Here is a 25,921-nt window from a genome sequence, read left to right on the forward strand (position 1 = left end):
TATTCCTGATATCACTTTGATCTTTATATCCCTAAACAATGAAATCCTCCTTATCTTACAGTCTGTAGATGAGCATTTTTCATTACAGTCATTTCCATTCCCTAAGAGACAAACAGGGTACCTCCCATAGTCATCAAGTCATCACTAGTTCGATTGACTTTGTCCGTTCTATCGCCATTTCCGTCATCATCGAAGGCGATGGAAGTCCCGTTCGCCAATAACACATGACAAAAGCGCGAACCTCACATTTCGCACCCTAACAAGGTCAAAACAAAGGATTTTTTATTTAGTTTTTCAGAATAACTTTTTGACCAACACAACGAGCGATGGCAATCCTTTTTTTACCATCGCTGGTCGTTCCGTATCACGTTACACGTAGATGCTCTCATCCATGCCCAATCCCTGCAGAATCCTTCGCTGATCAGGGGTAAGGGAGCGATCCAGTGAGCGTTGGATGCGCCCATCCGGCAGCTTGAACAGGACGACGTTCACATATTGAAACAGCTGAAAAATCGCCTGTCCCGTCGGCCGGGTCAGCTTGCGGCCTCCAGGACCCTTCAACGGGTGTTCTGGAGTAATAAACTGACGCACTCGGCGCTGAAAAACGCGGTAAATCGCCAAGGCCAACAGAAACAAATAGCCTAATACTGCGACCCGTTCTGGTTTTTTGACGTAAATCTCATCCGTGAAAAACGGATCTTTCAAAAAAGCGAAGTTCATTTCCACCGAGATCTGCCCTTTATACAGCTTCAAGATCTCTTGGGCATCCATGGGTTGGCCCTTCCATTCCTTCGGAACGGTCGTGACAAGGACAAACCGGGACGCTTTCCGTCTTGCCTGTTCCCACGCGTCTTGGTCGAATTCGACGTCAAGGTGCAAGAAATACAGCGTCTCCACCTCGGGTTCCGCCCCTTTTTTCGGCCGTCCGCGCCGTTTTTTCAGGCGTACGGTCTCTTCGACCGCGGCCTCAACCCGATGAAACCGGGGGCGAAGGGACGCCTTGAGGGACGCCAAGGCTTGTTCGGCATCTTCCCGGCAGGAGAAGGGGTGACGCTCCCAACGGGCTTGTTCCTCGCGAAGAAGCTCCGCTTCTTTGGTTCGTTCTTTTTCAAGCGTCTTTCCTTTTCGCTGGTCGAGCGCGCTCGATTCAACAACGATCAGCCGAACGGGGTGGCCTTCATACGTCGAGGCCGTTTCCCATACCCGGTACGTGGCGCCGTTTCTCTCCGCCAACGTAAAGGGATCGCTCCACGTCGTGTCCTCAGCATCCGCTTCGGCCAGCGCGGTTTTCACGATCCGGAGCGACGAAGGGCCTCTGGTGATCAAAAAGGCGTTGGCCGCTTTGGTTTGCGCCAGGGTCTCTTTCGTCATCGCGGCGGAATCGGCCACGTAAATCCATTCGTCTTCGATTTTGGCCTGCTTCAGCTGTTCATGGACACGAGACAGCACCTCGGGATTCCATGTTTTATCGGGCAGGTTGCCATCGTGCACATCGCCGTAAAACGGGATGCCGTCCTCGTTGCCGACCAGTCCGAAACCGATCTGTTTTTGCCAACGATGATGGCGGTTGTAGCCATGTGTGATTTGTAAGGCCTCTAACGAGGCCGATTCATACGCGCCGTAAACGGTCTTGTCCGTCGTATCGGCGTGGAAGGCTCGGAGGGAAAGGCCTTCTTTGCGATAAATATGAATCAAGCAAGTGCTGATGACGTTGTGAATGCCAGCCTCATACAGGCGATCGAGATGACGGGCCAACGCATCGTCGTTCAACCAGGAAGGATGGAGATCGGGACGGATGAGTTTCTCACAATCGACCTCCTGAGCCCAATGTTCCAAGTGAACAAGGGCTTGCCGGCCGTCAAACACATTGTAGAGGATGGCCTGAACGGCATCGCTGACTCGCGTTTGGCACTGCGGATCGACGGGCACGAGATGGTCAATCAATTGAGGCAGACCCAGTTTCTTGAATAGGGCACTTATTATATTCAAATAAGAATTGCGATAGACCTTTTTGACTTGAACGTTCATAAGAGAAAAACTCCTTTACGTTCCTTGTGTGTCAAGGATTCATTCGACATCGGAACGAAAAAATCCTCCCGATTTTCGTCGAGAGGGTGCGAAATGTGAGGCGAACCATCCTTTGGTCCGCGCTCCTCTTTTTCTCTTTTAGCTCCCCCACTCCTCCGGATTCTCCCGCCATTTTCGCAATGTCGCCAGATCGTGTTCGCTGACGGCGCCAAGGCGAACGGCCGTTTCGATGAGGGTGTTGTAGTCCGTAAGCGTGTAGGCAGGCAAATTCTCTTCGGCAAACGCCTGTTTCGCTTTTTCGAGCCCGTATGTGAAAATGGCGGCGACGCCCAGCACCTCGCAGCCCGCCTCTTTCAAGGCGCGGACGGCCGCAAGCGAGCTGCCGCCCGTCGAGATCAAGTCTTCGATAACGACCACGCGCTGGCCCGGTTCGGCTTTGCCTTCAATTTGTTTTCCTTTGCCGTGCGCTTTCGCCTGGCTGCGGACGTAGCACATCGGCAGCTCAAGCCGCTCGCTCACCCAGGCGGCGTGCGGGATGCCGGCGGTCGCTGTGCCGGCGATGAGATCTGCCTCAGGGAAATGGGTGCGGATGAGTTCGGCGAGGCCGTCGGCGATCGTGCGGCGCACGTCGGGGTAAGCGAGCGTCAGGCGGTTGTCGCAATAAATCGGCGATTTCAAGCCCGAAGACCATGTAAACGGCTCGTTCGGCTGCAGGGCGACCGCCCCGATTTGAAGCAGTTTGGCGGCGATGTCGTGTTTCATCCTATTTCGCGCAGGAGACTCCCACTTCAACGACCAAAGGGAGTAAGTGGGAGAGGAATGCGCGTTCCCCCCTTTCTTTTGTGTATGATATAATAAAGGCGTGGAGAAAACCGTTCAATAAAGGCACTCCAATCACGGCTACTCGATGTATGGAGTTGGTTACAGGAAACGTTGTAACCGTAAAACATCGAGCGTAGGTCCGTCTGTTGTGTGTGGAAGCCAAGTACTGCCAACAGACACACCGAGAGAATCGGTAACGATGCAGGCATGACCTGCGTCGTTGGGTAGTCGTCAACCTGCCCCCTGATGCAACCCCAAGTCAAGGAAGGAGGACGAAGTCCGTTTGCACTTCTGGGGAGTTGCAAGCCCCCACTTCAAGCGTTAGCTAAGTGGGGGTAGTTGACTCTCTCTCTCCTCCGTTCCATTCGTGTTGCAGGCGGGCATACGCCCCGAGCGGATCGGCGGCGCGGGTGAGGCTGCGGCCGACGACGATGTAGTCAGAACCAAGCGCACGCGCTTTCCTTGGGGTGACGACGCGCACTTGGTCGTGCGCCGCATCATCAGCAAAGCGGATGCCCGGGGTGACGGCAAGGAACGAGGCGCCGCACCGTTCTTTGATGAGCGGCGCTTCGTTCGCTGAACAGACGACGCCGTCAAGGCCGCTTTCTTTCGCCAAGGCGGCGTAATGGGCGACTGTTTCCACAAGCGGGCGGGAAATCCACAGCTCCTCATGAAGCATTCGCTCGTCCGTGCTTGTCAGCTGGGTGACGGCGATGCAGCGCGGTCGGGCGGCGCCGCTTGGCGTGCCGGCGTCAAGCCCCTCGATCGCCGCTTCCATCATGCGCCGGCCGCCGGCGGCGTGGACGTTCACCAAATCGGCGCCGACACGGGCGAGCCCTTTCATCGCCTGTTTCACCGTATTTGGGATGTCATGCAGTTTTAAGTCTAAAAAGACGGCATGTCCTTGTTCTTTGAGAAACGCGACGATGGCTGGACCTTCCTGATAGTACAGCTCCATGCCGACTTTGACGAACAGCGGCGTTCCGGCAAACGGCCGCAAAAACCGCTCCACCTCTTGTTTTGATGGGAAATCAAGCGCGACAATGAACGGCGTGTGCACTGGTTTTCCAGCTCCTTCCTATGCATTCGGAAATGTGGCCGATCCCGAGGTCGTCCAACAGCGCCGGCAGGTCGTTGATGATCGTCGGGCAGACGAACGGATCGACGAAGTTGGCTGTGCCGACCGCAACCGCGCTCGCGCCGGCGTAGAAAAACTCGAGCACGTCTTCCGCCGTTTGCACGCCGCCCATGCCGATGATCGGAATCGACACCGCTTGGCTCACTTCGTAAATCATGCGGATGGCGATCGGTTTGACCGCCGGGCCGGATAAGCCGCCGGTGCCGTTGGCCAAAACGGGCCGGCCTGTTTTCACGTCGATGCGCATGCCGACGAGCGTGTTGATCATCGTCAAGCCGTCAGCGCCCGCTTGTTCAATGGCTTTCGCCATCGCGACGATGTCCGTCACGTTAGGCGACAGCTTCACATACACTGGGACAGCCGACACTTCCTTGACAAGCCGCGTCAGCTCGGCGGCCACGTCCGGCACGGTGCCGAAGGTGATGCCGCCTTTTTTCACGTTCGGGCAAGAAATGTTGAGCTCTAACGCATGGACATTGGGCGCTTTGGAAATCGCTTCGGCTACCTCGACGTACTCTTCCACCGTCGAGCCAGCGATGTTGGCGATGATCGGTACGTCAAACTGTTCAAGCCACGGCAGTTCTTCTTCGAGCACTTTGTCAAGGCCGGGGTTTTGCAGGCCGATGGCGTTTAACATCCCGCCCGGCGTTTCTGCCACCCTTGGTGTCGGGTTGCCAAAGCGCGGCTCTTTTGTCGTCGCCTTGATCATCATGGCGCCTAACACGCTTAAATCGTAAAACCGGGCGTACTCGCGGCCAAATCCAAAACAGCCGGACGCCGGCATGATCGGGTTTTTGAGCGAAAGACCCGGCAGTTCGACCGCAAGCCGGTTCATAGCACCACCTCCCCGGCCCGAAACACCGGGCCGTCGCTGCATACTTTTTTATACGCCGTCTCGCTCCCTGGCACATGGCAGACGCAGGCGAAACACGCCCCGACGCCGCAGCCCATCCGCTCCTCGAGCGACACGTACACCGGCCGGTTCGGAAACCGTTCCGCAAGCGCCCGAAGCATCGACTTCGGGCCGCAGGCGTACAACACGTCAAACTCAAGCGAGCGCGCTTCGATCACATCGGTGACGCGCCCGGCCGTTCCGTGCGAGCCGTCATCGGTCGCGACATGCGTCTCGCCGAACGCGGCAAATTCCTCTTCGTAAAAGACCGCCGCTTTCGTTTGGAACCCGAGCACGCTCACCACTTTGACGCCGCGCTTTGTGAGCTGTTTCGCCAGTTCATAGAGCGGCGGGACGCCGATGCCGCCGCCGACTAGCAGCGCCCGGCTGCCCGCCGGCGCTGCCTCGAGCGGAAAGCCGTTGCCGAGCGGGCCGAGCACATCGACCGTGTCGCCCGGCTGTTTTTGCGCCAACAGCGCCGTGCCTTTCCCTTCCTGGCGGTAAATGATCGTGCATTGCCCCTGCTTGTGGTCGATATGGCAAAGGCTGAGCGGGCGGCGCAGGAGCGGATCGGCGGATGCGGCCACTTTCACATGAACGAACTGGCCCGGTTGGCGCATCTCTTGCACGAGGCGGCCTGAAAGCGTCAATTCATACGTCCGCTCGGCGATCAACCGCTGGCTTGCGACCGTCATTCGTTCGCGGCCGATCATGACCGCACCAGCCCTTCCGTCATCGCCGTCGTTGAAAACGTCATCGATTCGAGCACTTGCAGCATCGCCCGGGCCGTATCGAGCGACGTCAAGCACGGGATGCCGTTTTCGACCGCTTCGCGGCGGATGCGGAAGCCGTCGCTTTCCGGCTGCTTTCCTTTCGTCAGCGTATTGATGACGACTTGCGCCCTCCCTTGGCGGATGACATCCAAAATGTTCGGTGACGCCGAGTGGATTTTATTGACGACCGTCACCGGAATGCCGGCCGCTTTCAACGTTTCCGCCGTGCCGTTCGTCGCCAACAGCTGGTAGCCGATGTCGGCAAAGCGGCGCGCCAGCTCGACCGCTTCTTCTTTGTCTTTGTCGGCCACCGTCAACAGCACCGCCCCATGCGGCTGGATATGGATGCCCGAGGCGACAAGCCCCTTATAGAGCGCTTTTTCAAACGTCACGTCCTTGCCGATCACTTCGCCGGTCGATTTCATTTCCGGGCCGAGCGAAATGTCGACGTTGCGCAATTTCGCAAACGAGAACACCGGCACTTTCACGTACACGCCGGGGCGCACCGGGCAGACGCCCGTCTCATAGCCCATCTCGGCGAGCTTCGTCCCTAAAATGGCTTTCGTGGCGAGATTCGCCATCGGCACGCCGGTGATTTTGCTTAAAAACGGCACCGTGCGGCTTGAGCGCGGGTTCACTTCCAAGACGTAGACATCGCTTCCCGAGACGACAAACTGAATGTTCAACAGCCCGACAATATGCAGCCCGCGCGCCAGTCGGATCGTGTAATCCGCGATCTTGTCGATCACTTCCGCGCTTAATGTCTGGGGCGGGTAGACGGCAATCGAATCGCCGGAATGGACGCCGGCCCGCTCGATATGTTCCATGATCCCGGGGATGACGACCGTCTCGCCGTCGGCGATGGCATCGACTTCGACTTCCTTGCCAGTGATGTAGCGGTCGACAAGCACTGGGTGCTGTGGATTGACGCGCACGGCGTGTTCCATGTAATGAAGCAGCTCGCCGCGATTGTACACGATTTCCATCGCCCGGCCGCCGAGCACGTACGACGGGCGGACGAGCACCGGATAGCCGATCTCTTCGGCGATGGCGACCGCTTCTTCGACCGAAACGGCCGTTTTGCCGGCCGGTTTGGGAATGCCGAGTTCGGAAAGCGCCTGTTCAAATTTGTCGCGGTCTTCGGCGCGGTCCAAATCCTCCAGCGTCGTCCCGAGCAGGCGGACGCCGCGCGCCTCGAGTTCCGCCGCCAAGTTGATGGCCGTCTGACCGCCGAATTGGACGATGACGCCGATCGGCTGCTCGAGGTCGATGACATGCATCACGTCTTCGGCCGTCAGCGGCTCGAAATACAGTTTGTCCGACGTGCTGAAGTCGGTCGAGACCGTTTCCGGGTTGTTGTTGATGATGATCGCCTCATAGCCGGCCTGCTTAATGGCCCAGACGCAATGGACGGTCGCATAGTCAAATTCGATCCCTTGGCCGATGCGGATCGGGCCGGAGCCAAGCACGATGACGCTCGGTTTTTCCGTCACGATCGATTCGTTTTCTTCCTCGTACGTGCTGTAGTAGTACGGCGTTTCCGACGTGAATTCGGCTGCGCACGTATCGACCATTTTGTACACCGGCATGATGCCTCGTTGGCGGCGCAGCGCGTAAACGTCGCGCTCCGTTTTGTTCCATAACGCCGCTATCGCCGCATCGGAGAAGCCGAGCCCCTTCGCTTTTTTTAACACGTCAAGGTCGCCCGGGTGGTTTTTCAAGACCGTTTCCATCTCAATAATGTTTTGAATCTTATGCAGGAAAAAGCGGTCGATTTGGCTCCATTCATGCAGCGTCTCCACCGTCACCCCGCGGCGGAGCGCCTCGGCGATGTAAAAGAGCCGTTCATCGCCCGCCTTGCGGATCCGTTTTTCCATCACGTCGTCGGCGGCCGTTTTCGCCTCGTTCAATTCCAGATGATGCACCCCGATCTCGAGCGAACGAACCGCTTTTAACAGCGATTCTTCAAACGTCCGGCCGATCGCCATCACTTCGCCGGTCGCTTTCATTTGCGTGCCAAGGCGGCGGTTCGCCGATTCAAATTTGTCAAACGGAAAGCGCGGAATTTTCGTGACGACATAATCGAGCGCCGGCTCGAAGCAGGCGTACGTTTTCCCGGTAACCGGGTTGATCATTTCATCAAGCGTCAACCCGACGGCGATTTTCGCCGCCAGTTTCGCGATCGGATACCCCGTTGCTTTGGACGCCAACGCCGACGAGCGGCTGACGCGCGGGTTCACTTCAATGACGTAATAGCGGAAGCTGTCCGGGTCAAGCGCCAGCTGGACGTTGCAGCCGCCTTCGATGCCAAGCGCGCGGATGATCTTAAGCGACGCGTTGCGGAGCAGCTGGTACTCGCGGTCGCTTAACGTCTGGCTCGGGGCGACGACGATCGAATCACCCGTATGAATGCCGACCGGATCGATGTTTTCCATGTTGCAGACGACAATCGCGTTGTCGTTGGCGTCGCGCATCACTTCGTATTCAATCTCCTTGTAGCCGGCGATGCTCCGTTCAAGCAAGCATTGATGCACCGGACTCAGCTTCAGGCCGGTTGACACAATCTCGACAAGCTCTTCTTCGTTCGTGCAAATGCCCCCGCCCGTGCCGCCGAGCGTGAACGCCGGACGGACGATGACCGGATAGCCGATTTGTTCGACAAAGGCGTACGCTTCTTCCAAGCTGTGAATAATCGCGCTTTCCGGCACCGGCTCGCCAAGCTCGTTCATGAGAGCGCGGAACTGTTCGCGGTCTTCCGCCTTTTCGATCGCTTCAAGCTTCGTGCCGAGAATTTCGACGCCGCACTCCTCGAGCACCCCGGCTTTGGCGAGCTCGACCGCCAAGTTAAGGCCCGTCTGGCCGCCGAGCGTCGGCAAAATCGCATCCGGCCGCTCCTTGCGGATGATGCGGGCGACAAACTCAAGCGTCAGCGGCTCCATATACACTTTATCGGCGATTTCCGTATCGGTCATGATCGTCGCCGGATTCGAGTTGACGAGAATGACTTTGTATCCTTCTTCTTTCAACGCGAGGCACGCTTGCGTTCCCGCATAGTCGAACTCAGCCGCCTGGCCGATGACGATCGGCCCCGAGCCGATGACTAAAATCGTTTCAATGTCGCGGCGTTTAGGCATGGATGACTTCCCCTTTCTTGTTGAACTGGCGGATGAGCGCCAAAAACTCGTCAAACAGCGGATTGGCATCTTCTGGCCCCGGCGACGCTTCCGGATGGTATTGCACCGTAAACGCCGGGAAATCGAGATGGCGGAGCCCTTCGACCGTGCCGTCGTTTAAGGCGACATGCGTCACTTCAAGACGCGTGCCGGCAAGCGATTCATGCGTGACCGTATAACCATGGTTTTGCGCCGTGATGGCGACTTTGCCGGTGCGCAAGTCTTTGACCGGATGGTTCGAGCCGCGATGGCCGAATTTCATCTTCTCCGTATTCGCCCCGCACGCCAAGGCGAACAGCTGATGGCCGAGGCAGATGCCAAAGAGCGGCGCTTTGCCCAAGATCCCGCGGATCATCTCGATCGCTTCCGGCACGTCTTTCGGGTCGCCCGGTCCGTTCGAGAGCATGACCCCATCCGGATGCCAGCTCAATACGTCTTCCGCCGTCGCATTGTACGGCAACACGATGACATCGCAGTTTCGCTTGTTCAGTTCGCGCAAAATGCCGTGCTTCATTCCAAAATCGATCAAGACTACGCGCTCGCCGCGCCCCGGGCTCGGATAGGCGCTTTTCGTCGAGACGCGCCGCACTTGGTCGCGCGGCCACTCCATCGCCCGCAGGTGGGCCGCCGCTTCCGCCGGATGGACGTCCAGCCCGCAAATCATCCCTTTTAGCGTTCCGTGCTGGCGAATGAGGCGCGTCAGTTTGCGCGTATCGATGCCGGCCAGCCCCGGGATGTCTTTTTCTTTTAAGTAGTCATCGAGCGTCATTTCGCCGCGCCAGTTGGACGGCTTCACACACGCCTCTTTCACGATGAATCCGTGCACATACGGGCGAATCGCTTCAAAGTCGTCGCGGTTGATGCCATAGTTGCCGATCAACGGATACGTCATCGTCACGATTTGTCCGCAATACGACGGATCGGTCAAAATTTCTTGGTATCCGGTCATGCCGGTGTTAAAGACGACTTCGCCGGTCGTCTCTTTCGTGCTGCCAAACGCTTCGCCGACAAAAAACGAACCGTCTTCCAAAATGAGCTGCCGTTTCATCTTTACGCCCTTCCTTTCTCCCATACGAGTGTACCGCCGACAAACGTCATCACCGGCCAGCCTTGGCACACCCAGCCGGCAAACGGCGTATTTTTCCCTTTGGACGCAAACGTCTCGGGATCAATCGCTTCTTCTGTTTCCAAATCAATGACCGCAATATCCGCCGGCGCCCCGACGGCAAGCCGCCCGGCCTTGAGGCCGAAACATTGCGCCGGCTTGATCGTCAGCCAATCGACAAGCTGCTTTAATGTAAACACGCCTGTTTTGACAAAATGCGTATATAGGAGCGGAAACGCCGTCTCGAGCCCGACGATGCCAAACGGCGCCGCCTCGATGCCTTTCGCTTTTTCCGCTGCTGTATGCGGCGCATGATCCGTAGCGATAAAATCGATCGTGCCATCGAGCAGGCCCTCAATGAGCGCCTCGCGGTCCGCGCGGCTGCGCAGCGGCGGGTTCATTTTGTAGTTTGCATCCAACCCTGGAATGTCTTCGTCGCACAAGAGCAAATGGTGCGGCGTCACTTCGGCCGTGACGCGGATGCCGGCCCGCTTCGCGTCGCGGACGGCGCGCACCGACTCTTTCGTGCTGATATGGCAGACGTGATAATGGCATCCCGCTGCTTCCGCGAGCAGGACGTCGCGGGCGATGTGCACCGCTTCGCAGACGGATGGAATGCCGGCGAGCCCATGCCGGCGGGCGAACTCGCCGTCATGCACCGCGCCGCCGTTTTTTAATGTATCGTCCTCGCAATGGGCGACGATCGGCATATCGAGCGCCGCCGTCCGCTTCATCGCCTCATACATCATCCCAGCCGACTGGACGCCGACGCCGTCATCGGTGAACGCGAACGCTCCCGCTTCTTTGAGCGCCGCAAAGTCAGCCAGCTCTTCCCCTTTTTGCCCAATCGTGATCGCCGCGTACGGAAGCACGTTGACGCGCGCCGTTTCGCGGATGCGGGCTTGCAGCCGTTCCATCTGTTCTTTCCGGTCCGGCACCGGATTTGTGTTCGGCATGGCGGCAACCGTCGTAAAACCGCCTTTCGCCGCGGCGAGCGTGCCCGTTTCAATCGTTTCTTTCGCTTCGCCGCCCGGTTCGCGCAAATGAACGTGCAAGTCGATCAAGCCGGGAGCGATGAGACGACCGCCGACGTCGATCACGTCCTCCCCATCCGCTTCGAGCGGCTGTTCATAGAGGATCGCTGCAATGGTTCCGTGTTCGATTTTGATATGTGTCCGCATCAATTCCCCATCTTTATTGAACGACATGCCATTTTTCAGCCATACGCCCATGCTCCATTCTCCCTTCCATTGCCCGTTTTAAGACCGCCATCCGCACGTAGACGCCGTTTTCCATTTGTTTAAAAATGCGCGATGCCTTCGCTTCGACGAGTTCGCTGGCGATTTCGACCCCGCGGTTGACCGGCGCTGGATGCAAAATGACAGCCCCTGGTTTCATCCGCCGCGCCCGCTCAAGCGTCAGCCCGTACCGCGCATGGTACTCTTCTTTCGTCAGCCCCATCGTTTCCGCATGGCGTTCATGTTGGATGCGCAACAGCATCACGACATCGGCGCAGGCGATGGCCTCATCGAGTTCGACGTACGTCCCGTGCGGATTCGTTTCGTCTTTCCACTCTTCCGGTCCGGAAAACAGGACGTTCGCGCCCAATCGTGTCAACACTTCCGCATTGGAGCGAGCGACGCGGCTGTGGCGGATGTCGCCGATAATCGCCACCGTCAAGCCAGTGAAAGCGCCAAACTCTTGGCGAATCGTCAATAAGTCCAAGAGCGACTGGGTCGGATGATGCCCGCAGCCGTCGCCGGCGTTGATGACCGGGATGCCGACCGCATGACGGAGCGCTTCGAAATACGCATCTTCGTGGTGGCGGATGACAACCGCGTCAACGCCGATCGCTTCAAGCGTCTTGACCGTATCGTACAGCGTCTCCCCTTTTTGCACGCTTGACCGTTCCGGGTCAAACGGGATGACATGAAGCCCAAGCTTCCGTTCCGCCATCTCGAAGCTGCATTTCGTGCGCGTGCTCGGTTCGAAAAACAAATTGGCGACGTACATCGGCGCCGCCGGGCGCCAAGCGCGGCCGCGGCGGAACGCTTCCGCTTCATCAAGCAGCCGGGTGATGTCGGAAAGCGGCAGTTCGCTCAATGTAAAAAGATGGGTCATTGGCCTCTCTCCCTTTCTTTTTTTGCAAAAAAACACCTTGCCGGCTGGGCAAGGTGTGACGATCGGCGCATGGCAGAGCCGAAGAAGGTGCACTCCGGCCCTGGATGCGCCTGTTTTCACACCTTTTTAAGCCTCGCGGGACTTAATTAAAAGGTGCTTTCTCCTATTAGGCGACATGGTCGCTCTGGTTTTCTTCAAATAGGTTTTCCGCGGCTTGCGGACGCCCCGGCAGCACTAAGTTGAGCAGGACGCCGACAATGGCCGAGAGCGCCATGCCGGTGATTTGGAAGCTGTCGCTGATTTTCAGCACCGCACCGCCGATGCCGATCACCAAGATAACCGAGGCGATGACCAAGTTGCGCGTCGCGCCGAAGTCGATGCGGCTGTCAACGAGCATCCGCAATCCGGACGAGGCGATGATGCCAAACAGCAAGATCGACACGCCGCCCATGACCGGTGTCGGAATGGAGCTGATCAGCGCCGTCACTTTGCCGACAAAGCCGAACACGATGGCGATCACCGCGGCGCCGGCGAGCACATAGACACTGTAAACCCGGGTGATCGCGAGCACGCCGATGTTTTCCCCGTACGTCGTTTTCGGCGGCCCGCCGAGCAAGGCGGAAATCATCGTCGCCGTTCCGTCACCTAAAATCGAGCGGTGCAACCCCGGCTTTTGGATGAGGTCGCGGCCGACGACTTTGCTTAAGACGAGCTGGTGGCCGATATGTTCCGACAAGGTGACGATGGCGACCGGCACCATGAGCATCACAATCTCCGCGGTGATGCGCACCGGATAGTCAGCAAACGGGATGAGGAAATCCGGCCATTCAAACCATTTCGCCGTTGCCACCTTCGACAAGTCGACCAGTCCGACGGCGAGGGCGTAAACATAGCCGACGACAATGCCGACAAGCACCGGAACTAAGCTCAATATGCCGCGCGCCAGCACCGAGCAAATGATCGTGGCGGCGAGCGTCACCAACGCAACGGAAAAGTGGAGCAGACTGTAGTTGCCGTCCGGGCCGTTCATCGCCATCCCGACCGCCGTGCCCGCTAAGCCGAGACCGATGACGATGATGACCGGACCGACGACAACGGGCGGCAACAGTTTCATCACCCAGCGATAGCCCGCTTTTTTAATGATGAGAGCAACAATGCCGTATACAAGCCCGGCAAGGAAGCTGCCGATCATGGCCGCCCCCGGGCCGCCGGCCGTTTTCGCCGCGATGATCGGCGCGATGTAGGCAAACGATGAGCCAAGGTACGCCGGCACTTGCCATTTCGTGATGAGCAAAAACGCGAGCGTCCCAAGCCCGCTCGTGAGCAAGGCGATTGACGGATCTAAGCCGACCAAATACGGCACCAAAATCGTTGCCCCGAACATGGCGAACAAATGCTGCAAGCTTAACGTCACCCATTGCCCGGCCGTCGGGCGGTCTTGAATATCCAATATCGATTTGTTCACTTTCCGTCACTCCTTTCGCAATATAAGCAAATGTATCTTCTCGTGTGCACAAAAAACCCTCTTGGCCCGCGAAGGCACAAAGAGGGTGCAGAAACAGCCGAAACCATTCCGCCCCTTTTGCAGCCTCGCGGGACTGCGCTTAAAAGGGAGCTTGCTTTATTTTTCATGAATCGATACTTGATCGACGCCATCCACTTCCGACAATTCGACGACAATGACTTCGGCGCTGGACGTCGGGACGTTTTTGCCGACGAAATCGGCGCGGATCGGGAGTTCCCTGTGTCCGCGGTCAACGAGCACGGCGAGCTGGATGCGCGCCGGGCGGCCCAAATCCATGACCGCATCCATCGCCGCCCGCACCGTCCGGCCGGTAAACAGCACGTCATCAACCAAAATGACTTTCTGTTCGCTCACCGGAAACGGCACGTTCGTCCCTTTCACAAGCGGCTCATGATCATCCGTTTTTACCGTCAAATCGTCGCGATACAGCGTAATATCGAGTTCGCCGACCGGAACGGACGCCCCTTCGATTTGTTCGATCCGCTCGGCCAAGCGGCGCGCCAAGTAAATGCCGCGCGTTTTAATTCCGACCAGCACGCAGCCGTCAATGCCTTTGTTCCTTTCGATGATTTCATGGGCGATGCGCGTCAACGCGCGGCGAATCGCCTGCTCATCCATCACAACCGCCTTTTGCATGCAAGTCACCTCCGTTGGCACAAAAAAATCCCCCGCCTGTGAAGCGGGGGGTGCGGCTTACAGCCGCGGAACGAAATGGACATACGCCGCCTATTTCCTTGATCCGACCCCTTCTCAGCCTCACAGGACTGAACTTAAAGGTTCCTGTTCACCTGTTCTCATTGTAAAGGGAGCGTGTTCGTTTGTCAATCGTTTTTTCGCAGCCATTCGAGCAGCTCGGCAAACTCCGGCGGCAACGGCGCTTCAAATTCCAAATAGTCGCCGCTTCGCGGGTGATGGAAGCCGAGCACCCCGGCATGAAGCGCCTGGCCGTCGATCGGGAGCGTCTTTTTCGGCCCGTATTGCGGGTCGCCGGCGAGCGGGTAGCCGATATATTTCATATGGACGCGAATTTGATGCGTCCGTCCCGTTTCCAGCTGGCATTCGACATACGTATACTGGCGAAACCGCTCGAGCACGCGGAAATGGGTGACGGCTTCTTTGCCGTTTTCTTCGGTGACCGCCATTTTTTTTCGGTCGCGTTTGTCGCGGCCGATGGGAGCGTCGATCGTTCCGTAATCATGCGGAATGACGCCATGGACGATTGCCTTGTAGCGACGCGTCACCGTTTTGTTGACGAGCTGCTCAACAAGCGAGCGATGGGCGGCGTCATTTTTTGCCACCATCAACAATCCTGATGTATCTTTGTCAATCCGGTGGACGATGCCGGGGCGCAGCACGCCGTTGATGCCGGAGAGGTCACGGCAATGGGCGAGCAAAGCGTTCACGAGCGTGCCGCGCATATGCCCGGGCGCCGGGTGGACGACCATGCCGCGCGGTTTGTTGACGACAAGGACATCCTCGTCTTCGTAATAAATGTCAAGCGGAATCGGCTCCGGATCCACATGAAGCGGCTCCGGATCCGGCGGTGAGACGGCGACCGAGTCGCCCGCTTCGCATTTGTAATTGGCCTTCACCGTGCGGCCGTTGACCGTCACGAGCCCGTTTTTGATCCATTGCTGCACTTGCGAACGCGACCATTCGTCATTTAGCGCCGCGATCACTTTATCGATCCGCTCGCCGTCATATTCTTCTTCGATGTGAAACGTGATCGTCTCCATCTACTCATTCCCTTTCTCTGGTGTCGCGAAAAAAAACATATGGATAAACAACAGCACAACGCCAACCGTCAGCGCCGAGTCGGCGATATTGAACACCGGAAAACTGTACGTGCCGATATACGTATGAATAAAGTCGACCACTTCTTTCCGGAATACGCGGTCGATAAAATTGCCGATCGCCCCGCCGAGCATCAGGCCAAGCCCCACGCCGGCCAATCGTTCCGAAGGCTGCAAGCGGCGGATGTAGATAATGATTCCTGCCACAACGATGACTGTCACTAAATAAAACAACCAAAACTGCCCTTGCAGCATGCCCCACGCCGCCCCGCGATTGCGATGCGACGTAATGTAGAGCACGTTGTCGATGATCGGGATGCTTTCCCCAAGCCGCATATAGCGGACGACAAGCCATTTCGTCCATTGATCGAGGATGATGACCGCCGCCGCAATCCAATAGTATGCCACCGTGCCAAGTCCCCCTGTCCTTCTCATTCATCCTTTTTGCATTGTAGCATAATTCGCCATGGCAAACAAATGAAGCGGCAAAGCTGCCGAAGCAGCCCCGCCGCTTTTGTTATGCCGAATAATGCTCGGTTACGATGTGCGCACAGCGTGGACAAAGCGTCGGATGGGACGCGTCAGCACCAACATCCGGCGTCACCGTCCAGCACCGCTCGCACGTCTCGCCTTCCGCCGGGCGGACGATCACCGCTACATGGTTAAGCCGTTCGGCTTCGGCCGGTGCGGCGTCATACGGCTCATCGGCAACGGAAAACGCGGAAACGATGAGAAGCTGGCGCAAGTCGGCATCAAGCGACGCCAACAGCTTCCGCGCCTCGTCTTTCGGGTAGACCGTGACGCTCGCGGTCAGCGATTTGCCGATCACTTTTTCGTTGCGGGCATTCTCGAGCGCTTTTAACATGTCATCTCGTACATCCATAAACGCATCCCATTTCGCGAGCAGCGCTTCTTCGCCGTCGATCGCGATCGGCTCTGGCATATCGGTGAGCTGGATGCTTTCGACGTTTTCTCTTCGATTCGGGATATGCTCCCACACTTCATCGGCGGTATGCGGCAAAATCGGCGCAATGAGCTTCGCCAACGCGACGACCGTCTCATACAGCACCGTCTGCACAGCGCGGCGGGCGCGGGAATCGGCCGCTTCGATGTACAAAATGTCTTTCGCCATATCCAAGTAAAATGCGCTCAGCTCAACGGTGCAGAAATGGTTCATCTCATGGTACACGGCGGCGAAATCGTAGCGGTCGTAGGCCTTTTTCACTTTGGCGATCAGCTTGTTCAACTTCGCCAGCATGTAGCGGTCGACTTCGCCCAGCTCCCCGACCGGCACGGCGTTTTCGCTCGGGTCAAAATCGAATAAGTTGCCGAGCATAAACCGGAACGTGTTGCGGATTTTTCGGTACACTTCCGACACTTGTTTTAAAATATGGTCGGAGATGCGCACGTCCGCTTGGTAGTCGACCGACGCGACCCAAAGGCGCAAAATGTCGGCGCCGAACTGTTCCATTACTTTCGCCGGCACGACGACGTTGCCGAGCGACTTGCTCATTTTCCGCCCTTCGCCGTCCAAGACAAAGCCGTGGCTCAACACGCCTTTGTACGGCGCTTTGCCGGTGACGGCAACGGCGGTGGACAGCGATGAGTTGAACCAGCCGCGATATTGGTCGGACCCTTCCAAGTACAGATCAGCCGGGCGCGCGAGATCATCGCGTTCGACCAACACGGCTTGATGCGACGAACCGGAGTCAAACCAGACGTCCATAATATCCGTCTCTTTCGTAAAGAGGCCGTTCGGGCTGGACGGATGGGTGAATCCTTCCGGCAGCAAGTCTTTCGCCTCGCGCTCAAACCAGACGTTCGATCCGTATTGGCGGAACAAGTTCGACACATGCTCGATCGTTTCATCGGTGATGATCGGTTCGCCGTTTTCGCCGTAAAAAACCGGAATCGGCACGCCCCAGGCGCGCTGGCGGGAAATGCACCAGTCGCCGCGGTCGCGCACCATGTTGTGGATGCGGATTTCCCCCCATTCCGGAATCCATTTCGTGTCTTTGATCGCTTGAAGCAGCTCGCTGCGGATTTTATCGATCGACGCAAACCATTGCGTTGTCGCCCGGAAAATCGTTGGCTGCTTCGTCCGCCAGTCGTGCGGATACGAGTGGGTGATAAACCCAAGCTTCAGCAAAGCGCCGGCTTCCTCAAGCTTCTGTGTAATCGCCTTGTTGGCGTCTTCGTAAAACATTCCTTCAAACCCCGGCGCTTCGCTCGTCATATAGCCGCGCTCGTCGACCGGGCAAAGAACGGGAAGCCCGTATTTTTGCCCGACGAGAAAGTCGTCTTCCCCGTGGCCCGGCGCCGTATGGACGCAGCCCGTGCCGGCGTCGGTCGTGACGTGCTCACCGCAGACGACCAACGAATCGCGCTCATAGAACGGATGTTTCGCGACGACGTACTCAAGTTCTTTTCCTTTTACGGTTTTAACGACGGACCACGCCTCCCAGCCGACTTCTTTCGCTACCGATTCGGCCAAGGCGGCGGCGACGACGTATTTCTGCCCATTGGCGTTAACGACGTGGTAGTCCAGGTCCGGGTGAACAGCGATCGCCAAGTTCGCCGGAATCGTCCACGGCGTCGTCGTCCAAATGACGATTCGCTCATCGCCCTCAAGCACGCCTTTGCCGTCTTTCACCGGGAAGGCGACATAAATCGACGGCGAACGCTTGTCTTTATATTCGATTTCCGCTTCAGCGAGCGCCGATTCGCTTGACGGGGACCAATAGACCGGCTTCAACCCTTTGTAAATGAGCCCTTTTTTCGCCATTTCGCCGAACACTTTAATTTGCTGGGCTTCGTATTCCGGTTTGAGGGTGATATACGGGTTGTCCCAATCGCCACGCACGCCGAGCCGTTTAAACTGCCGGCGCTGGTTGTCAATTTGTTCATACGCATATTGTTCGCACAGCTTGCGGAACTCAGCGACGCTCATTGATTTGCGGTCGACGCCTTGTTTCGTAAGCGCCGTTTCAATCGGCAGGCCGTGCGTGTCCCAGCCCGGCACGTACGGCGCACAAAAACCGTTCATCGATTTATAGCGGACAATGATATCTTTTAAAATTTTGTTTAGCGCATGCCCCATATGAATATCGCCGTTGGCGTACGGCGGACCGTCGTGCAGGACAAACAGCGGCCGACCTTTCGTCCGCTCCTGCACTTTTCGGTAAATGTCCATGTCGTCCCATTTTTTTTGCATTTCCGGCTCCCGCTTCGGCAAGTTGCCGCGCATTGGGAACTCCGTTTGCGGCATGAGCAGCGTCTCTTTGTAGTCCATCTTTCTTTGCTCCTCCTCCAAGTATCAAATCAAAATAAAAAACCGTTCTCTCCCGGCAAGGGACGAGAACGGTCTCGCGGTACCACCCTTTTTGGCCATGGCAACTCAACGCATAGCCCACTTTCCATTCGTAACGGGAATGACGCGCCATGGCCTACTTGACGTTCGGCATGGAACTCCAGGGTGATGTTCACTCTTGCGCCGATGCCGGGCTTCCACCGTCCCCGGCTCGCTGCGATCAGCTGTTCAAGAGCTACTGTCCCTTTCATCGTCGCTCACATGTTCTCCTCGACCAAAGCCAACCGCACCAATGACGGTCAGCACAGCGATTTTTGCCATTTATTATAAATGAGACAAATAGCGCTCGTCAAGGCTGAGACAACGGCTCTTTCGCCTCTTCTTCCAAATCGGGCGTCTCGTATTCCATCAACTCGTCCCAGTCACGGCTGTTGATCATATCGAGCTGCGCCTCGACCAACATGCGGAAGCGGGCGCGGAACACCTTCGACTGCCGCTTGAGTTCCTCGATTTCCAGCGCGATTTTCCGCGATTTGGCCAGCGCATCGCCGATGATGCGCTCCGCGTTTTTCTCCGCTTCTTTAATGATCAGCTTCGCCTCTTTTTGTGCGTTGCGCTTCACTTCTTCCGCTGCTTCCTGAGCCACAAGAATCGACTTATTTAACGTTTCTTCAATGTTGGAAAAGTAATTCAATTTTTCCGTCAGTTCGGCCACTTTTTCTTCCAGCTGCTTTTTTTCACGGATGAGCATTTCGTAATCTTTAATAATTTGATCCAAAAACTCATTCACTTCATCTTCGTCATACCCGCGAAATCCGCGGCTGAATTCCTTGTTGTGAATATCTAATGGCGTTAACGGCACAACGGCCACCTCCGTCTCCATCGTTCCTTTTCTTCGTTAATTCGACACGATTTGCCCATTTCCTGCTCCCGCTCGATTATTTTTGTCGACCGATGCGCACAAGCCAGCGTTCCTTTTTCGTCGGCCCTTCTACAGAAAACAGCTTGCAGCGGCCAAAACCGCGCGCCGACAGCACATCGCCCGGCCCGCAGACGAAATCAGGCTTGTCCACCACCTTCCAATTCACTTTGACAAGCCCGCTTTCGACAAGCGTCCGCGCCTTGTCGCGCGCGAGGCGGAATGCTTGGGCAAGCACCGCATCGAGCCTTAGAGAAGACACCGTGACCGTTCCTTCCTCCCACGTTTCGGCAAGCGGCATGGCAGCTGACAGCGGCAACAGCTCAAGCGAAACCGGCGCTTTGCCGATCGTCCCAACATGGAGGCGAATGTAATCGGCCACCTCGGCGGCGGCAAAAAATTGGATCTCTCCTCCTTGGACGAGAATGTCGCCGAACTTGCCCCGCCGCAAGCCGAGCGACATGAGCGCTCCTAAGACGTCGCGGTGTTCAAGGGAAACGAATTTGCCTGGATAGCGGACAGCGAACAAGGCGATGTCATAATCCTCCTCATTCGGTTCGAAATACGGCGGATACAAAAGCGCCCGCTTCCGCTCGACAAACAGAGCGCCGCCGAAAAAGGACACGCGCACGTCTCCGTCGCTGCCGACGATGCTTTGCACGATTTGCTGCTCGCGCGGATCAAGAAAATCGGTCAGCTTCGGAGCGTACTGATGTTCTACCATTTCCTTCCATTCCATTACATGATCGATGAATTGATGTTCCTCTTTGCGGAAGTGCTGATACAGCTCCATTCCCATTCACCTTGCCTCATAAAGAAAGGAACCCGGAACGGATTCCTCCCGCTATTCCGCCCGCCTGCGCCTGGGCCAAACGATGCGCGCTCCGTCCGGCTGCTAAAACTGCGCTTTAAGGATATCAAACAACGCATACAGCCCTCTTGTCGCAAATTCAAGGACAATAAAGGCGATGATCGGGGAGATGTCAATGATGCCAAGCGGCGGAATAACGCGCCGAAACGGCTCTAAATACGGCTCGCAAATGGCGGCAAGCAGCTGGCCAAACCGCGTCTCGCGGGCGTTCGGAAACCATGACATTAAAATATAAATGATCAGCGCATATGAATATACTTGAATGAGCGTCGTTAAAAACGTAAGCACATAATCCAACGGCTACCACCTCTTTATCGGTCTGTCATCCTCGCCATCAAGCGAAATTGCGCCGCTGACGTCGACGTTTTCCGGGGTGCATAAAAAAATTTTCGTGCCGACTTGCTGAATGTCGCCGCCAATAGCGTACACGGTGCCGCTTAAAAAGTCGACGATCCGCTTCGCCTGCTCGTGCTGAATGCGCTGCAAATTGACGATGACTGCCCGCCGGCTTTTCAAATGGTCGGCAATCTCTTGCGCCTCGGCGTACACCCGCGGCTCGGCGAGCACGACCTTCGCCGATTTTTGCACGCTTTGCAAGCTGACGACATTCGCCTTGTTTGCCGCCTTCAGCGGCGGCGCCTCCTCTTCTGGCTGCGGCGCTTCATATTCTTCTTCATAGTCTTCGTAGTCTTCCTCTAAAAAATAATCGCGAAATTTTTTCATCAATCCCACCGGTCTCACCTCCTACATTGATCCGACAAGCGCGCTGCCGATGCGTACAAACGTCGCCCCTTCCTCGATCGCGATCTCATAGTCGTTTGACATGCCCATCGACAGCTCGGTGCATGGCGCATGAGCCAAATTTAACACCTGAACGCGTTCTTTGAGCGTTCGCAATCGTCGGAAACAGGCGCGCAATATGGCTTCATCCTCCGTATGCGGCGCCATCGTCATCAACCCGATCACTTCAATGCGCGAAAACGAACGAAGCTGTTCGATAAACGGGACCGTTTCCTCGGGAACGAGTCCGTGCTTCGTCGCTTCGCCTGATACGTTCACTTGCACAAAACATTTCACCGGACGCACCGCCCGCTTTTCGATCTCCTTAGCAAGCGACAGACGGTCAAGCGAATGAATGTAATCGACTTTATCGATGATCTCCTTCACTTTGCGCGACTGGAGCGTCCCAATAAAATGCCACGTCGCTTGATTCCCGATCGCCTCGTACTTTTCGAGCAGTTGGTCGGAACGGTTCTCGCCGAGGTCAGCGATGCCGGCGTCAAGCACTTCTTGCGCCCTTGCCGCATCAATATATTTCGTTACGGCTACGATGCGTACGTCGGCCGGATTGCGGCCAACGCGGGCGCAAGCCGCTTCAATTTGCCGGCGAATGGCAGCCAAGTTGTCGCGTACCGTCATGATCATCCCTCCCTTCGGCCGATGAACGCCAGCATCCGTCCTGTCGTCCCGCGATCGCGGCGGTGGGAAAAAAACAACGTCTCCTCACAGCTTGTACAGCGTTCCGACACGTAAATATGGCGATCCGGAACGCCGGCAGCGATAAGCTGCAGCCGATTGGCCTCCTTTAAGTCAAGCGCATATTGCCCTGGGCTTGTTTCGCGCCATGGCAACGGGCTGCCTGCAGGAAGGATCGAGCGCAAACCGTTGATCACCCGATCATCGACCGTGTAGCAGCACGGGCCGATGGCTGGCCCGATGGCAGCATACATATCAGTAGGCGCGATGCGCTCTTGCTCCTGCCAAAGACGCACCATATTTTTGGCGATGCCGCCGGCCGTTCCCCGCCACCCGGCATGGGCAAGGCCGACCAAGCCGGCTGATGGAGCCAGAAAATAGACAGGCACACAGTCAGCAAAACAAAGGGCAAGCAACACTCCCGCTTCGTCCGTATACAATCCGTCAGCACCCCGAATCGCCGCGGCGAAATCGTGCGCCCCGCTCCCTCGGTCGCTTTTTGTCACTTTCCGAATCACGGCGCCGTGCACTTGCTCACAGCACACCCAATCATCGAGCGGAAAAGCGAGCCATTCCGCCAAGCGGCGCCGGTTGTTGACGACAGCGGTGCGGTCGTCGCCAACATGCAGCCCCATATTCAACGAAGCGAACGGCCCTTTGCTTTCCCCGCCTTGTTTCGTCGTCATCCCTGCGATGGCTCCGGCGAACGGAGATGCCTCGCAGCGGAGCCATCCGCGGGCCATTTGTTGAAAAATGTCCGGCATTCGCGTCAACCTCACGCTTTTTTTGTAGATTTTTATCACTTTTTTTCCTATTTTATCATAGTTTGCTTAAACGTGATAACCTTTATTTGCAATTTTGTCGAAACATTCGTGGCATCACGCCGTCTCCTCGCTTCAGTCCGTATCGTGAAGGCGGACTAAAATGACATCGGCCCCGATTTTGACGATGTTTTGCCACGGAATGACGACCGCCTCCTCACGCCCGAACAGCCCGAGCATCTTTCCGGAGCCTAAAATAATGAGCGACCGGATTTTGCCTGTATCTAAATCGATGTCAATATCCCCGATGTTGCCAAGCTTCTTCCCGTTGGCCACATTGACGACATCTTTCGTTTGAAACTCGGAAATTCTCATCACGGTTCAGTCCCCCGCCTTTCCTCTCCTCTTTTTCATCTATATGACGCCGCCCAACCGGTTATGTGCCAAAGAAAAAAGGCTGCCCCAGCAGCCGTTCACACTTGGATGTTTTTATTCATTTGCCGGATCGCTGCCTTTTCAAGCCTGGACACTTGCGCCTGGGAAATGCCGATTTCCTCGGCGACTTCCATTTGCGTCTTTCCTTGGAAAAACCGTTTGCGGATGATCATTTTTTCACGCTCATTTAACCGCCTCAAGCCCTCTTTCAATGCGATTTCTTCAATCCATTGGCTGTCGCGGTTGCGCTCGTCGCTCAGCTGATCCATCACGTAAATCGGGTCGCCGCCGTCGTTGTATATCGGTTCAAATAAGGAAACAGGATCTTGAATGGCATCAAGGGCAAACACCACTTCCTCGTGGGCGACGCCGAGTTCCCGCGCAATATCTTCCGTCGACGGCTCTTTCGCCGTCTCGCTCATGAGCCGTTCCCGCACTTGCAGCGCTTTGTAAGCGATGTCGCGCAGCGAGCGCGAGACGCGAATTGGATTGTTATCGCGCAAGTAACGGCGGATTTCGCCGATAATCATCGGCACCGCATAGGTGGAAAACTTAACATTTTGATTTAAATCAAAATTATCAATCGATTTCATAAGTCCGATGCAGCCGACTTGAAACAAATCATCAACAAACTCGCCGCGGTTGTTAAAGCGCTGGATGACGCTCAACACGAGGCGCAAATTGCCGTTTACTAACTTTTCTCTCGCCTCCAAATCCCCTTCATGCATCCGTTGAAACAGTTCACGCATTTCTTCATTTTTGAGGACGGGAAGCTTTGAAGTATCCACGCCGCAAATCTCGACTTTGTTCCTCGTCAAGTTGTTCCCTCCCATCAGGAGATGCTAAGTCGTCAGTTTTCAGTATCTCCTTGGGAGGGAAAAATATGCACAGCCTGTCCGCGCCGAAAAAAGCGGCGGAGCATCCGCCCTCGCCGCCAGCTACATCATTTTATTGAATTCTTTGCGCAACCGTTTAATGATCCGCTTTTCAAGCCGCGATATGTACGATTGCGAAATGCCGAGCAAATCGGCGACATCTTTTTGCGTTTTTTCTTCACCGCCGGAAAGGCCAAAACGCAGTTCCATAATTTGTTTTTCGCGGTCGCTCAACTGGCGCAAGGCGTTCAGCAGCAGGCGCCGGTCAACGTCCGCTTCCAAGTCTTTCGTAATCACGTCGTCTTCCGTGCCGAGCACATCGGACAGCAGCAGTTCGTTGCCGTCCCAGTCAATATTCAACGGCTCATCAAACGACACTTCCGCCCGCACTTTATTATTGCGGCGCAAATACATTAAAATTTCGTTTTCAATGCAGCGCGAGGCGTATGTCGCCAGCTTGATCTTTTTCTCCGGGTTGAACGTGTTGACCGCTTTAATGAGGCCGATCGTCCCGATGCTGATCAAATCCTCGATATGAATGCCGGTGTTTTCGAATTTGCGCGCGATGTAAACGACAAGGCGCAAGTTGCGCTCGATAAGCAGCGACCGCGCCGTCTCATCGCCGGTTGCCAACCGCTCGATCAGCCGTTCCTCTTCCTCTTTCGTCAGCGGCGGAGGGAGCGCTTCACTGCCGCCGATATAGTAAATCTCATCCGTCTTCAAACCGAACTTGGCAAGGAGCTTATACAACCAATACATGAAGCGAAGTTTCCACCTTTTCATCAAAATCCCCCTTCTAAACGGATAAAAAGCGAGTATGATATAGTAACGAACTACGAAGCGGTCAGTTTTCTTCCCGCCTGCACCATTTTCGGATGAACGATGCAGCTATACTCCCCGTCGGCCGATAGCGGATCGGCGCTTAAGGCGACGAGCCCTTGTTTCACCTCAAGCCATTGATCTTCATACAAAAGCAGTATGCGGTCCGGCTTGACCGCCATCATCATTTGCGGGCCGCTCCCGATCACGCGGTACGGAATGAGGCGGAGGCGATGGGCCCACTGCCTGGGCGGATCGTCAAACGTCATGGCCGCCATGTGCATCGTCAGCTCCTCGGGCAGCACTTCCTTTGCTTTTTCTCGGTCAACAACCATCACCGGCGTTTTCGTCACCGGATCGAACAGCTGATTGCCGCTGTCAATGAGCCCGCGCAGCGCCAGCGGCCGGCCCTCCCAGACAACGATGACATCGATAATATGTTCAAAACGGAGTTTTTTCTCACGAATATTTTCCACACGGCGGCGGGAAAAGAGCCATAAAACCGGGAACCCGATCACGACAAACAGCCAGCTGACCGGATCGCCCGCCCCCGGGGGCACCATTAACCATTCTTGCTGAACGGACAGCTGCGGCGCGAACAAATAATGAACTGCCAGCATGCCGCCGCCGACCGCGAACGTCGCAAAGTAAAACGCCAGCATGTTCTCGATGATATAGCGCGGCCGCTTAAAGCCAAAAGCAGCGAGCACGATCAAGACCGACACAGCCACTTTCACAAGCGGATGCTGGGCGATGGCAGAAAACGGGGTGAACAGCAACACGACAGACAGCGAGCCGATCAACGCCCCAGCCAACAGGCGCCACCAGATGACTGGGCGCTTGAGCATGAGCGCTGCCAGCCAAAGAAGCAACGCGTCAAAACAGACGTTCAGCAGCCAAATCACATCGACGTAAACGACCAAACGGCAAGCCCCTCCCCCGCCCACATTGGCTTTGTCTGAAACAAGTATATAGCACATCATGAGGGAAAGTCTGTCAATCGGTGATGGTGAAAAAAAGGATGTTTTGTCAAAGCGAGGGGAAATGCGGCGGATCCAACAGGCGAAGAGCAGCCAGGCGAGGCG

At 56.3% G+C, this 25,921-nt stretch carries 24 protein-coding genes and 1 other annotated feature; all 24 genes read right to left on the reverse strand.

Annotation, left to right across the window (positions count from 1 at the left end):
- Positions 1-369 precede the first annotated feature (369 nt).
- On the reverse strand, positions 370-2,028 hold the full coding sequence (locus GS3922_RS10730; protein WP_063165521.1) for an IS1634 family transposase: 1,659 nt from the start codon (positions 2,026-2,028) through the stop codon (positions 370-372).
- Between the two features lie 138 nt (positions 2,029-2,166).
- On the reverse strand, positions 2,167-2,790 hold the full coding sequence (pyrE, locus tag GS3922_RS10735) for an orotate phosphoribosyltransferase (RefSeq protein ID WP_063166348.1): 624 nt from the start codon (positions 2,788-2,790) through the stop codon (positions 2,167-2,169).
- A 385-nt stretch (positions 2,791-3,175) separates the two neighbouring features.
- The gene (gene pyrF, locus GS3922_RS10740) at positions 3,176-3,910 is read right to left on the reverse strand and encodes an orotidine-5'-phosphate decarboxylase (protein ID WP_063166349.1); all 735 of its coding nucleotides are present in this window, start codon (positions 3,908-3,910) and stop codon (positions 3,176-3,178) included.
- Positions 3,882-4,823, reverse strand: coding sequence for a dihydroorotate dehydrogenase (locus GS3922_RS10745; protein ID WP_063166350.1), 942 nt, complete (start codon positions 4,821-4,823; stop codon positions 3,882-3,884). The genes pyrF and GS3922_RS10745 overlap by 29 nt, the downstream gene beginning before the upstream one ends.
- Complete coding sequence (locus tag GS3922_RS10750; RefSeq protein WP_063166351.1) at positions 4,820-5,593, reverse strand: dihydroorotate dehydrogenase electron transfer subunit; 774 nt, start codon at positions 5,591-5,593, stop codon at positions 4,820-4,822. Before GS3922_RS10750 ends, GS3922_RS10745 begins: the two co-directional genes overlap by 4 nt.
- Complete coding sequence (gene carB / locus GS3922_RS10755) at positions 5,590-8,787, reverse strand: carbamoyl-phosphate synthase large subunit (protein WP_063166352.1); 3,198 nt, start codon at positions 8,785-8,787, stop codon at positions 5,590-5,592. Before carB ends, GS3922_RS10750 begins: the two co-directional genes overlap by 4 nt.
- Entirely contained in the window at positions 8,780-9,874 is a 1,095-nt protein-coding gene (locus GS3922_RS10760) for a carbamoyl phosphate synthase small subunit (RefSeq protein WP_063166353.1), read from the reverse strand. The genes carB and GS3922_RS10760 overlap by 8 nt, the downstream gene beginning before the upstream one ends.
- Before the next feature lie 2 nt (positions 9,875-9,876).
- Positions 9,877-11,163, reverse strand: a complete 1,287-nt coding sequence (locus GS3922_RS10765; protein ID WP_063166354.1) for a dihydroorotase — start codon at positions 11,161-11,163, stop codon at positions 9,877-9,879.
- Positions 11,126-12,052 (reverse strand): aspartate carbamoyltransferase catalytic subunit, encoded by a 927-nt coding sequence (locus GS3922_RS10770; protein WP_033006049.1) that lies wholly within the window; start codon positions 12,050-12,052, stop codon positions 11,126-11,128. Before GS3922_RS10770 ends, GS3922_RS10765 begins: the two co-directional genes overlap by 38 nt.
- A gap of 166 nt (positions 12,053-12,218) precedes the next feature.
- Positions 12,219-13,517, reverse strand: a complete 1,299-nt coding sequence (locus tag GS3922_RS10775; protein ID WP_063166355.1) for a solute carrier family 23 protein — start codon at positions 13,515-13,517, stop codon at positions 12,219-12,221.
- Between the two features lie 156 nt (positions 13,518-13,673).
- On the reverse strand, positions 13,674-14,213 hold the full coding sequence (gene pyrR / locus GS3922_RS10780; RefSeq protein ID WP_063166356.1) for a bifunctional pyr operon transcriptional regulator/uracil phosphoribosyltransferase PyrR: 540 nt from the start codon (positions 14,211-14,213) through the stop codon (positions 13,674-13,676).
- 185 nt (positions 14,214-14,398) lie between these two features.
- Positions 14,399-15,313, reverse strand: a complete 915-nt coding sequence (locus tag GS3922_RS10785) for an RluA family pseudouridine synthase (RefSeq protein WP_063166357.1) — start codon at positions 15,311-15,313, stop codon at positions 14,399-14,401.
- Positions 15,314-15,805, reverse strand: a complete 492-nt coding sequence (lspA, locus tag GS3922_RS10790; RefSeq protein ID WP_082816557.1) for a signal peptidase II — start codon at positions 15,803-15,805, stop codon at positions 15,314-15,316.
- A gap of 82 nt (positions 15,806-15,887) precedes the next feature.
- Positions 15,888-18,662, reverse strand: coding sequence for an isoleucine--tRNA ligase (gene ileS, locus GS3922_RS10795; RefSeq protein ID WP_063166359.1), 2,775 nt, complete (start codon positions 18,660-18,662; stop codon positions 15,888-15,890).
- A gap of 55 nt (positions 18,663-18,717) precedes the next feature.
- Positions 18,718-18,940 (reverse strand) — a binding site (T-box leader).
- Positions 18,941-19,029: 89 nt separating this feature from the next.
- Entirely contained in the window at positions 19,030-19,542 is a 513-nt protein-coding gene (locus GS3922_RS10800; protein WP_025039064.1) for a DivIVA domain-containing protein, read from the reverse strand.
- A 76-nt stretch (positions 19,543-19,618) separates the two neighbouring features.
- Positions 19,619-20,392, reverse strand: coding sequence for a YlmH family RNA-binding protein (locus tag GS3922_RS10805; RefSeq protein WP_063166361.1), 774 nt, complete (start codon positions 20,390-20,392; stop codon positions 19,619-19,621).
- A 102-nt stretch (positions 20,393-20,494) separates the two neighbouring features.
- Positions 20,495-20,767 carry a YggT family protein gene (locus GS3922_RS10810; protein ID WP_063166362.1) on the reverse strand — a complete coding sequence of 91 codons (273 nt, stop codon included), beginning with the start codon at positions 20,765-20,767 and terminating at the stop codon, positions 20,495-20,497.
- A 3-nt stretch (positions 20,768-20,770) separates the two neighbouring features.
- Positions 20,771-21,202, reverse strand: coding sequence for a cell division protein SepF (locus GS3922_RS10815; protein WP_063166363.1), 432 nt, complete (start codon positions 21,200-21,202; stop codon positions 20,771-20,773).
- A 12-nt stretch (positions 21,203-21,214) separates the two neighbouring features.
- Positions 21,215-21,889 carry a YggS family pyridoxal phosphate-dependent enzyme gene (locus GS3922_RS10820; protein WP_063166364.1) on the reverse strand — a complete coding sequence of 225 codons (675 nt, stop codon included), beginning with the start codon at positions 21,887-21,889 and terminating at the stop codon, positions 21,215-21,217.
- A 2-nt stretch (positions 21,890-21,891) separates the two neighbouring features.
- Positions 21,892-22,710, reverse strand: a complete 819-nt coding sequence (gene pgeF, locus GS3922_RS10825; RefSeq protein ID WP_063167386.1) for a peptidoglycan editing factor PgeF — start codon at positions 22,708-22,710, stop codon at positions 21,892-21,894.
- Positions 22,711-22,842: 132 nt separating this feature from the next.
- A complete protein-coding gene (locus tag GS3922_RS10830) occupies positions 22,843-23,085 on the reverse strand; it encodes a YlmC/YmxH family sporulation protein (RefSeq protein ID WP_063166365.1) in 243 nt (80 codons plus the stop codon).
- Positions 23,086-23,180: 95 nt separating this feature from the next.
- Entirely contained in the window at positions 23,181-23,960 is a 780-nt protein-coding gene (gene sigG, locus GS3922_RS10835) for an RNA polymerase sporulation sigma factor SigG (protein WP_063167387.1), read from the reverse strand.
- Between the two features lie 120 nt (positions 23,961-24,080).
- Complete coding sequence (sigE, locus tag GS3922_RS10840) at positions 24,081-24,800, reverse strand: RNA polymerase sporulation sigma factor SigE (protein ID WP_063166366.1); 720 nt, start codon at positions 24,798-24,800, stop codon at positions 24,081-24,083.
- Positions 24,801-24,850: 50 nt separating this feature from the next.
- Positions 24,851-25,759: a sigma-E processing peptidase SpoIIGA gene (gene spoIIGA / locus GS3922_RS10845; RefSeq protein WP_063166367.1), complete on the reverse strand. Its 909-nt coding sequence runs from the start codon at positions 25,757-25,759 to the stop codon at positions 24,851-24,853.
- Positions 25,760-25,921: the final 162 nt, after the last annotated feature.

The organism is Geobacillus subterraneus (assembly GCF_001618685.1).
In the GTDB taxonomy this organism is placed as follows: domain Bacteria; phylum Bacillota; class Bacilli; order Bacillales; family Anoxybacillaceae; genus Geobacillus; species Geobacillus subterraneus.

Bases quoted from the DNA above. Each gene is read 5' to 3' on its own strand.
- GS3922_RS10750 (WP_063166351.1), bottom strand. From the start codon at position 5,593: ATGATCGGCCGCGAACGAATGACGGTCGCAAGCCAGCGGTTGATCGCC.
- GS3922_RS10820 (WP_063166364.1), bottom strand. From the start codon at position 21,889: ATGACGGTACGCGACAACTTGGCTGCCATTCGCCGGCAAATTGAAGCG.
- pyrE (WP_063166348.1), bottom strand. From the start codon at position 2,790: ATGAAACACGACATCGCCGCCAAACTGCTTCAAATCGGGGCGGTCGCC.
- carB (WP_063166352.1), bottom strand. From the start codon at position 8,787: ATGCCTAAACGCCGCGACATTGAAACGATTTTAGTCATCGGCTCGGGG.
- GS3922_RS10765 (WP_063166354.1), bottom strand. From the start codon at position 11,163: ATGGGCGTATGGCTGAAAAATGGCATGTCGTTCAATAAAGATGGGGAA.
- GS3922_RS10785 (WP_063166357.1), bottom strand. From the start codon at position 15,313: ATGGAGACGATCACGTTTCACATCGAAGAAGAATATGACGGCGAGCGG.
- GS3922_RS10730 (WP_063165521.1), bottom strand. From the start codon at position 2,028: ATGAACGTTCAAGTCAAAAAGGTCTATCGCAATTCTTATTTGAATATA.
- sigE (WP_063166366.1), bottom strand. From the start codon at position 24,800: ATGAAAAGGTGGAAACTTCGCTTCATGTATTGGTTGTATAAGCTCCTT.
- pyrR (WP_063166356.1), bottom strand. From the start codon at position 14,213: ATGCAAAAGGCGGTTGTGATGGATGAGCAGGCGATTCGCCGCGCGTTG.
- pgeF (WP_063167386.1), bottom strand. From the start codon at position 22,710: ATGCCGGACATTTTTCAACAAATGGCCCGCGGATGGCTCCGCTGCGAG.
- ileS (WP_063166359.1), bottom strand. From the start codon at position 18,662: ATGGACTACAAAGAGACGCTGCTCATGCCGCAAACGGAGTTCCCAATG.
- GS3922_RS10760 (WP_063166353.1), bottom strand. From the start codon at position 9,874: ATGAAACGGCAGCTCATTTTGGAAGACGGTTCGTTTTTTGTCGGCGAA.
- GS3922_RS10745 (WP_063166350.1), bottom strand. From the start codon at position 4,823: ATGAACCGGCTTGCGGTCGAACTGCCGGGTCTTTCGCTCAAAAACCCG.
- GS3922_RS10770 (WP_033006049.1), bottom strand. From the start codon at position 12,052: ATGACCCATCTTTTTACATTGAGCGAACTGCCGCTTTCCGACATCACC.
- lspA (WP_082816557.1), bottom strand. From the start codon at position 15,805: ATGAGAAGGACAGGGGGACTTGGCACGGTGGCATACTATTGGATTGCG.
- GS3922_RS10805 (WP_063166361.1), bottom strand. From the start codon at position 20,392: ATGGAGCTGTATCAGCACTTCCGCAAAGAGGAACATCAATTCATCGAT.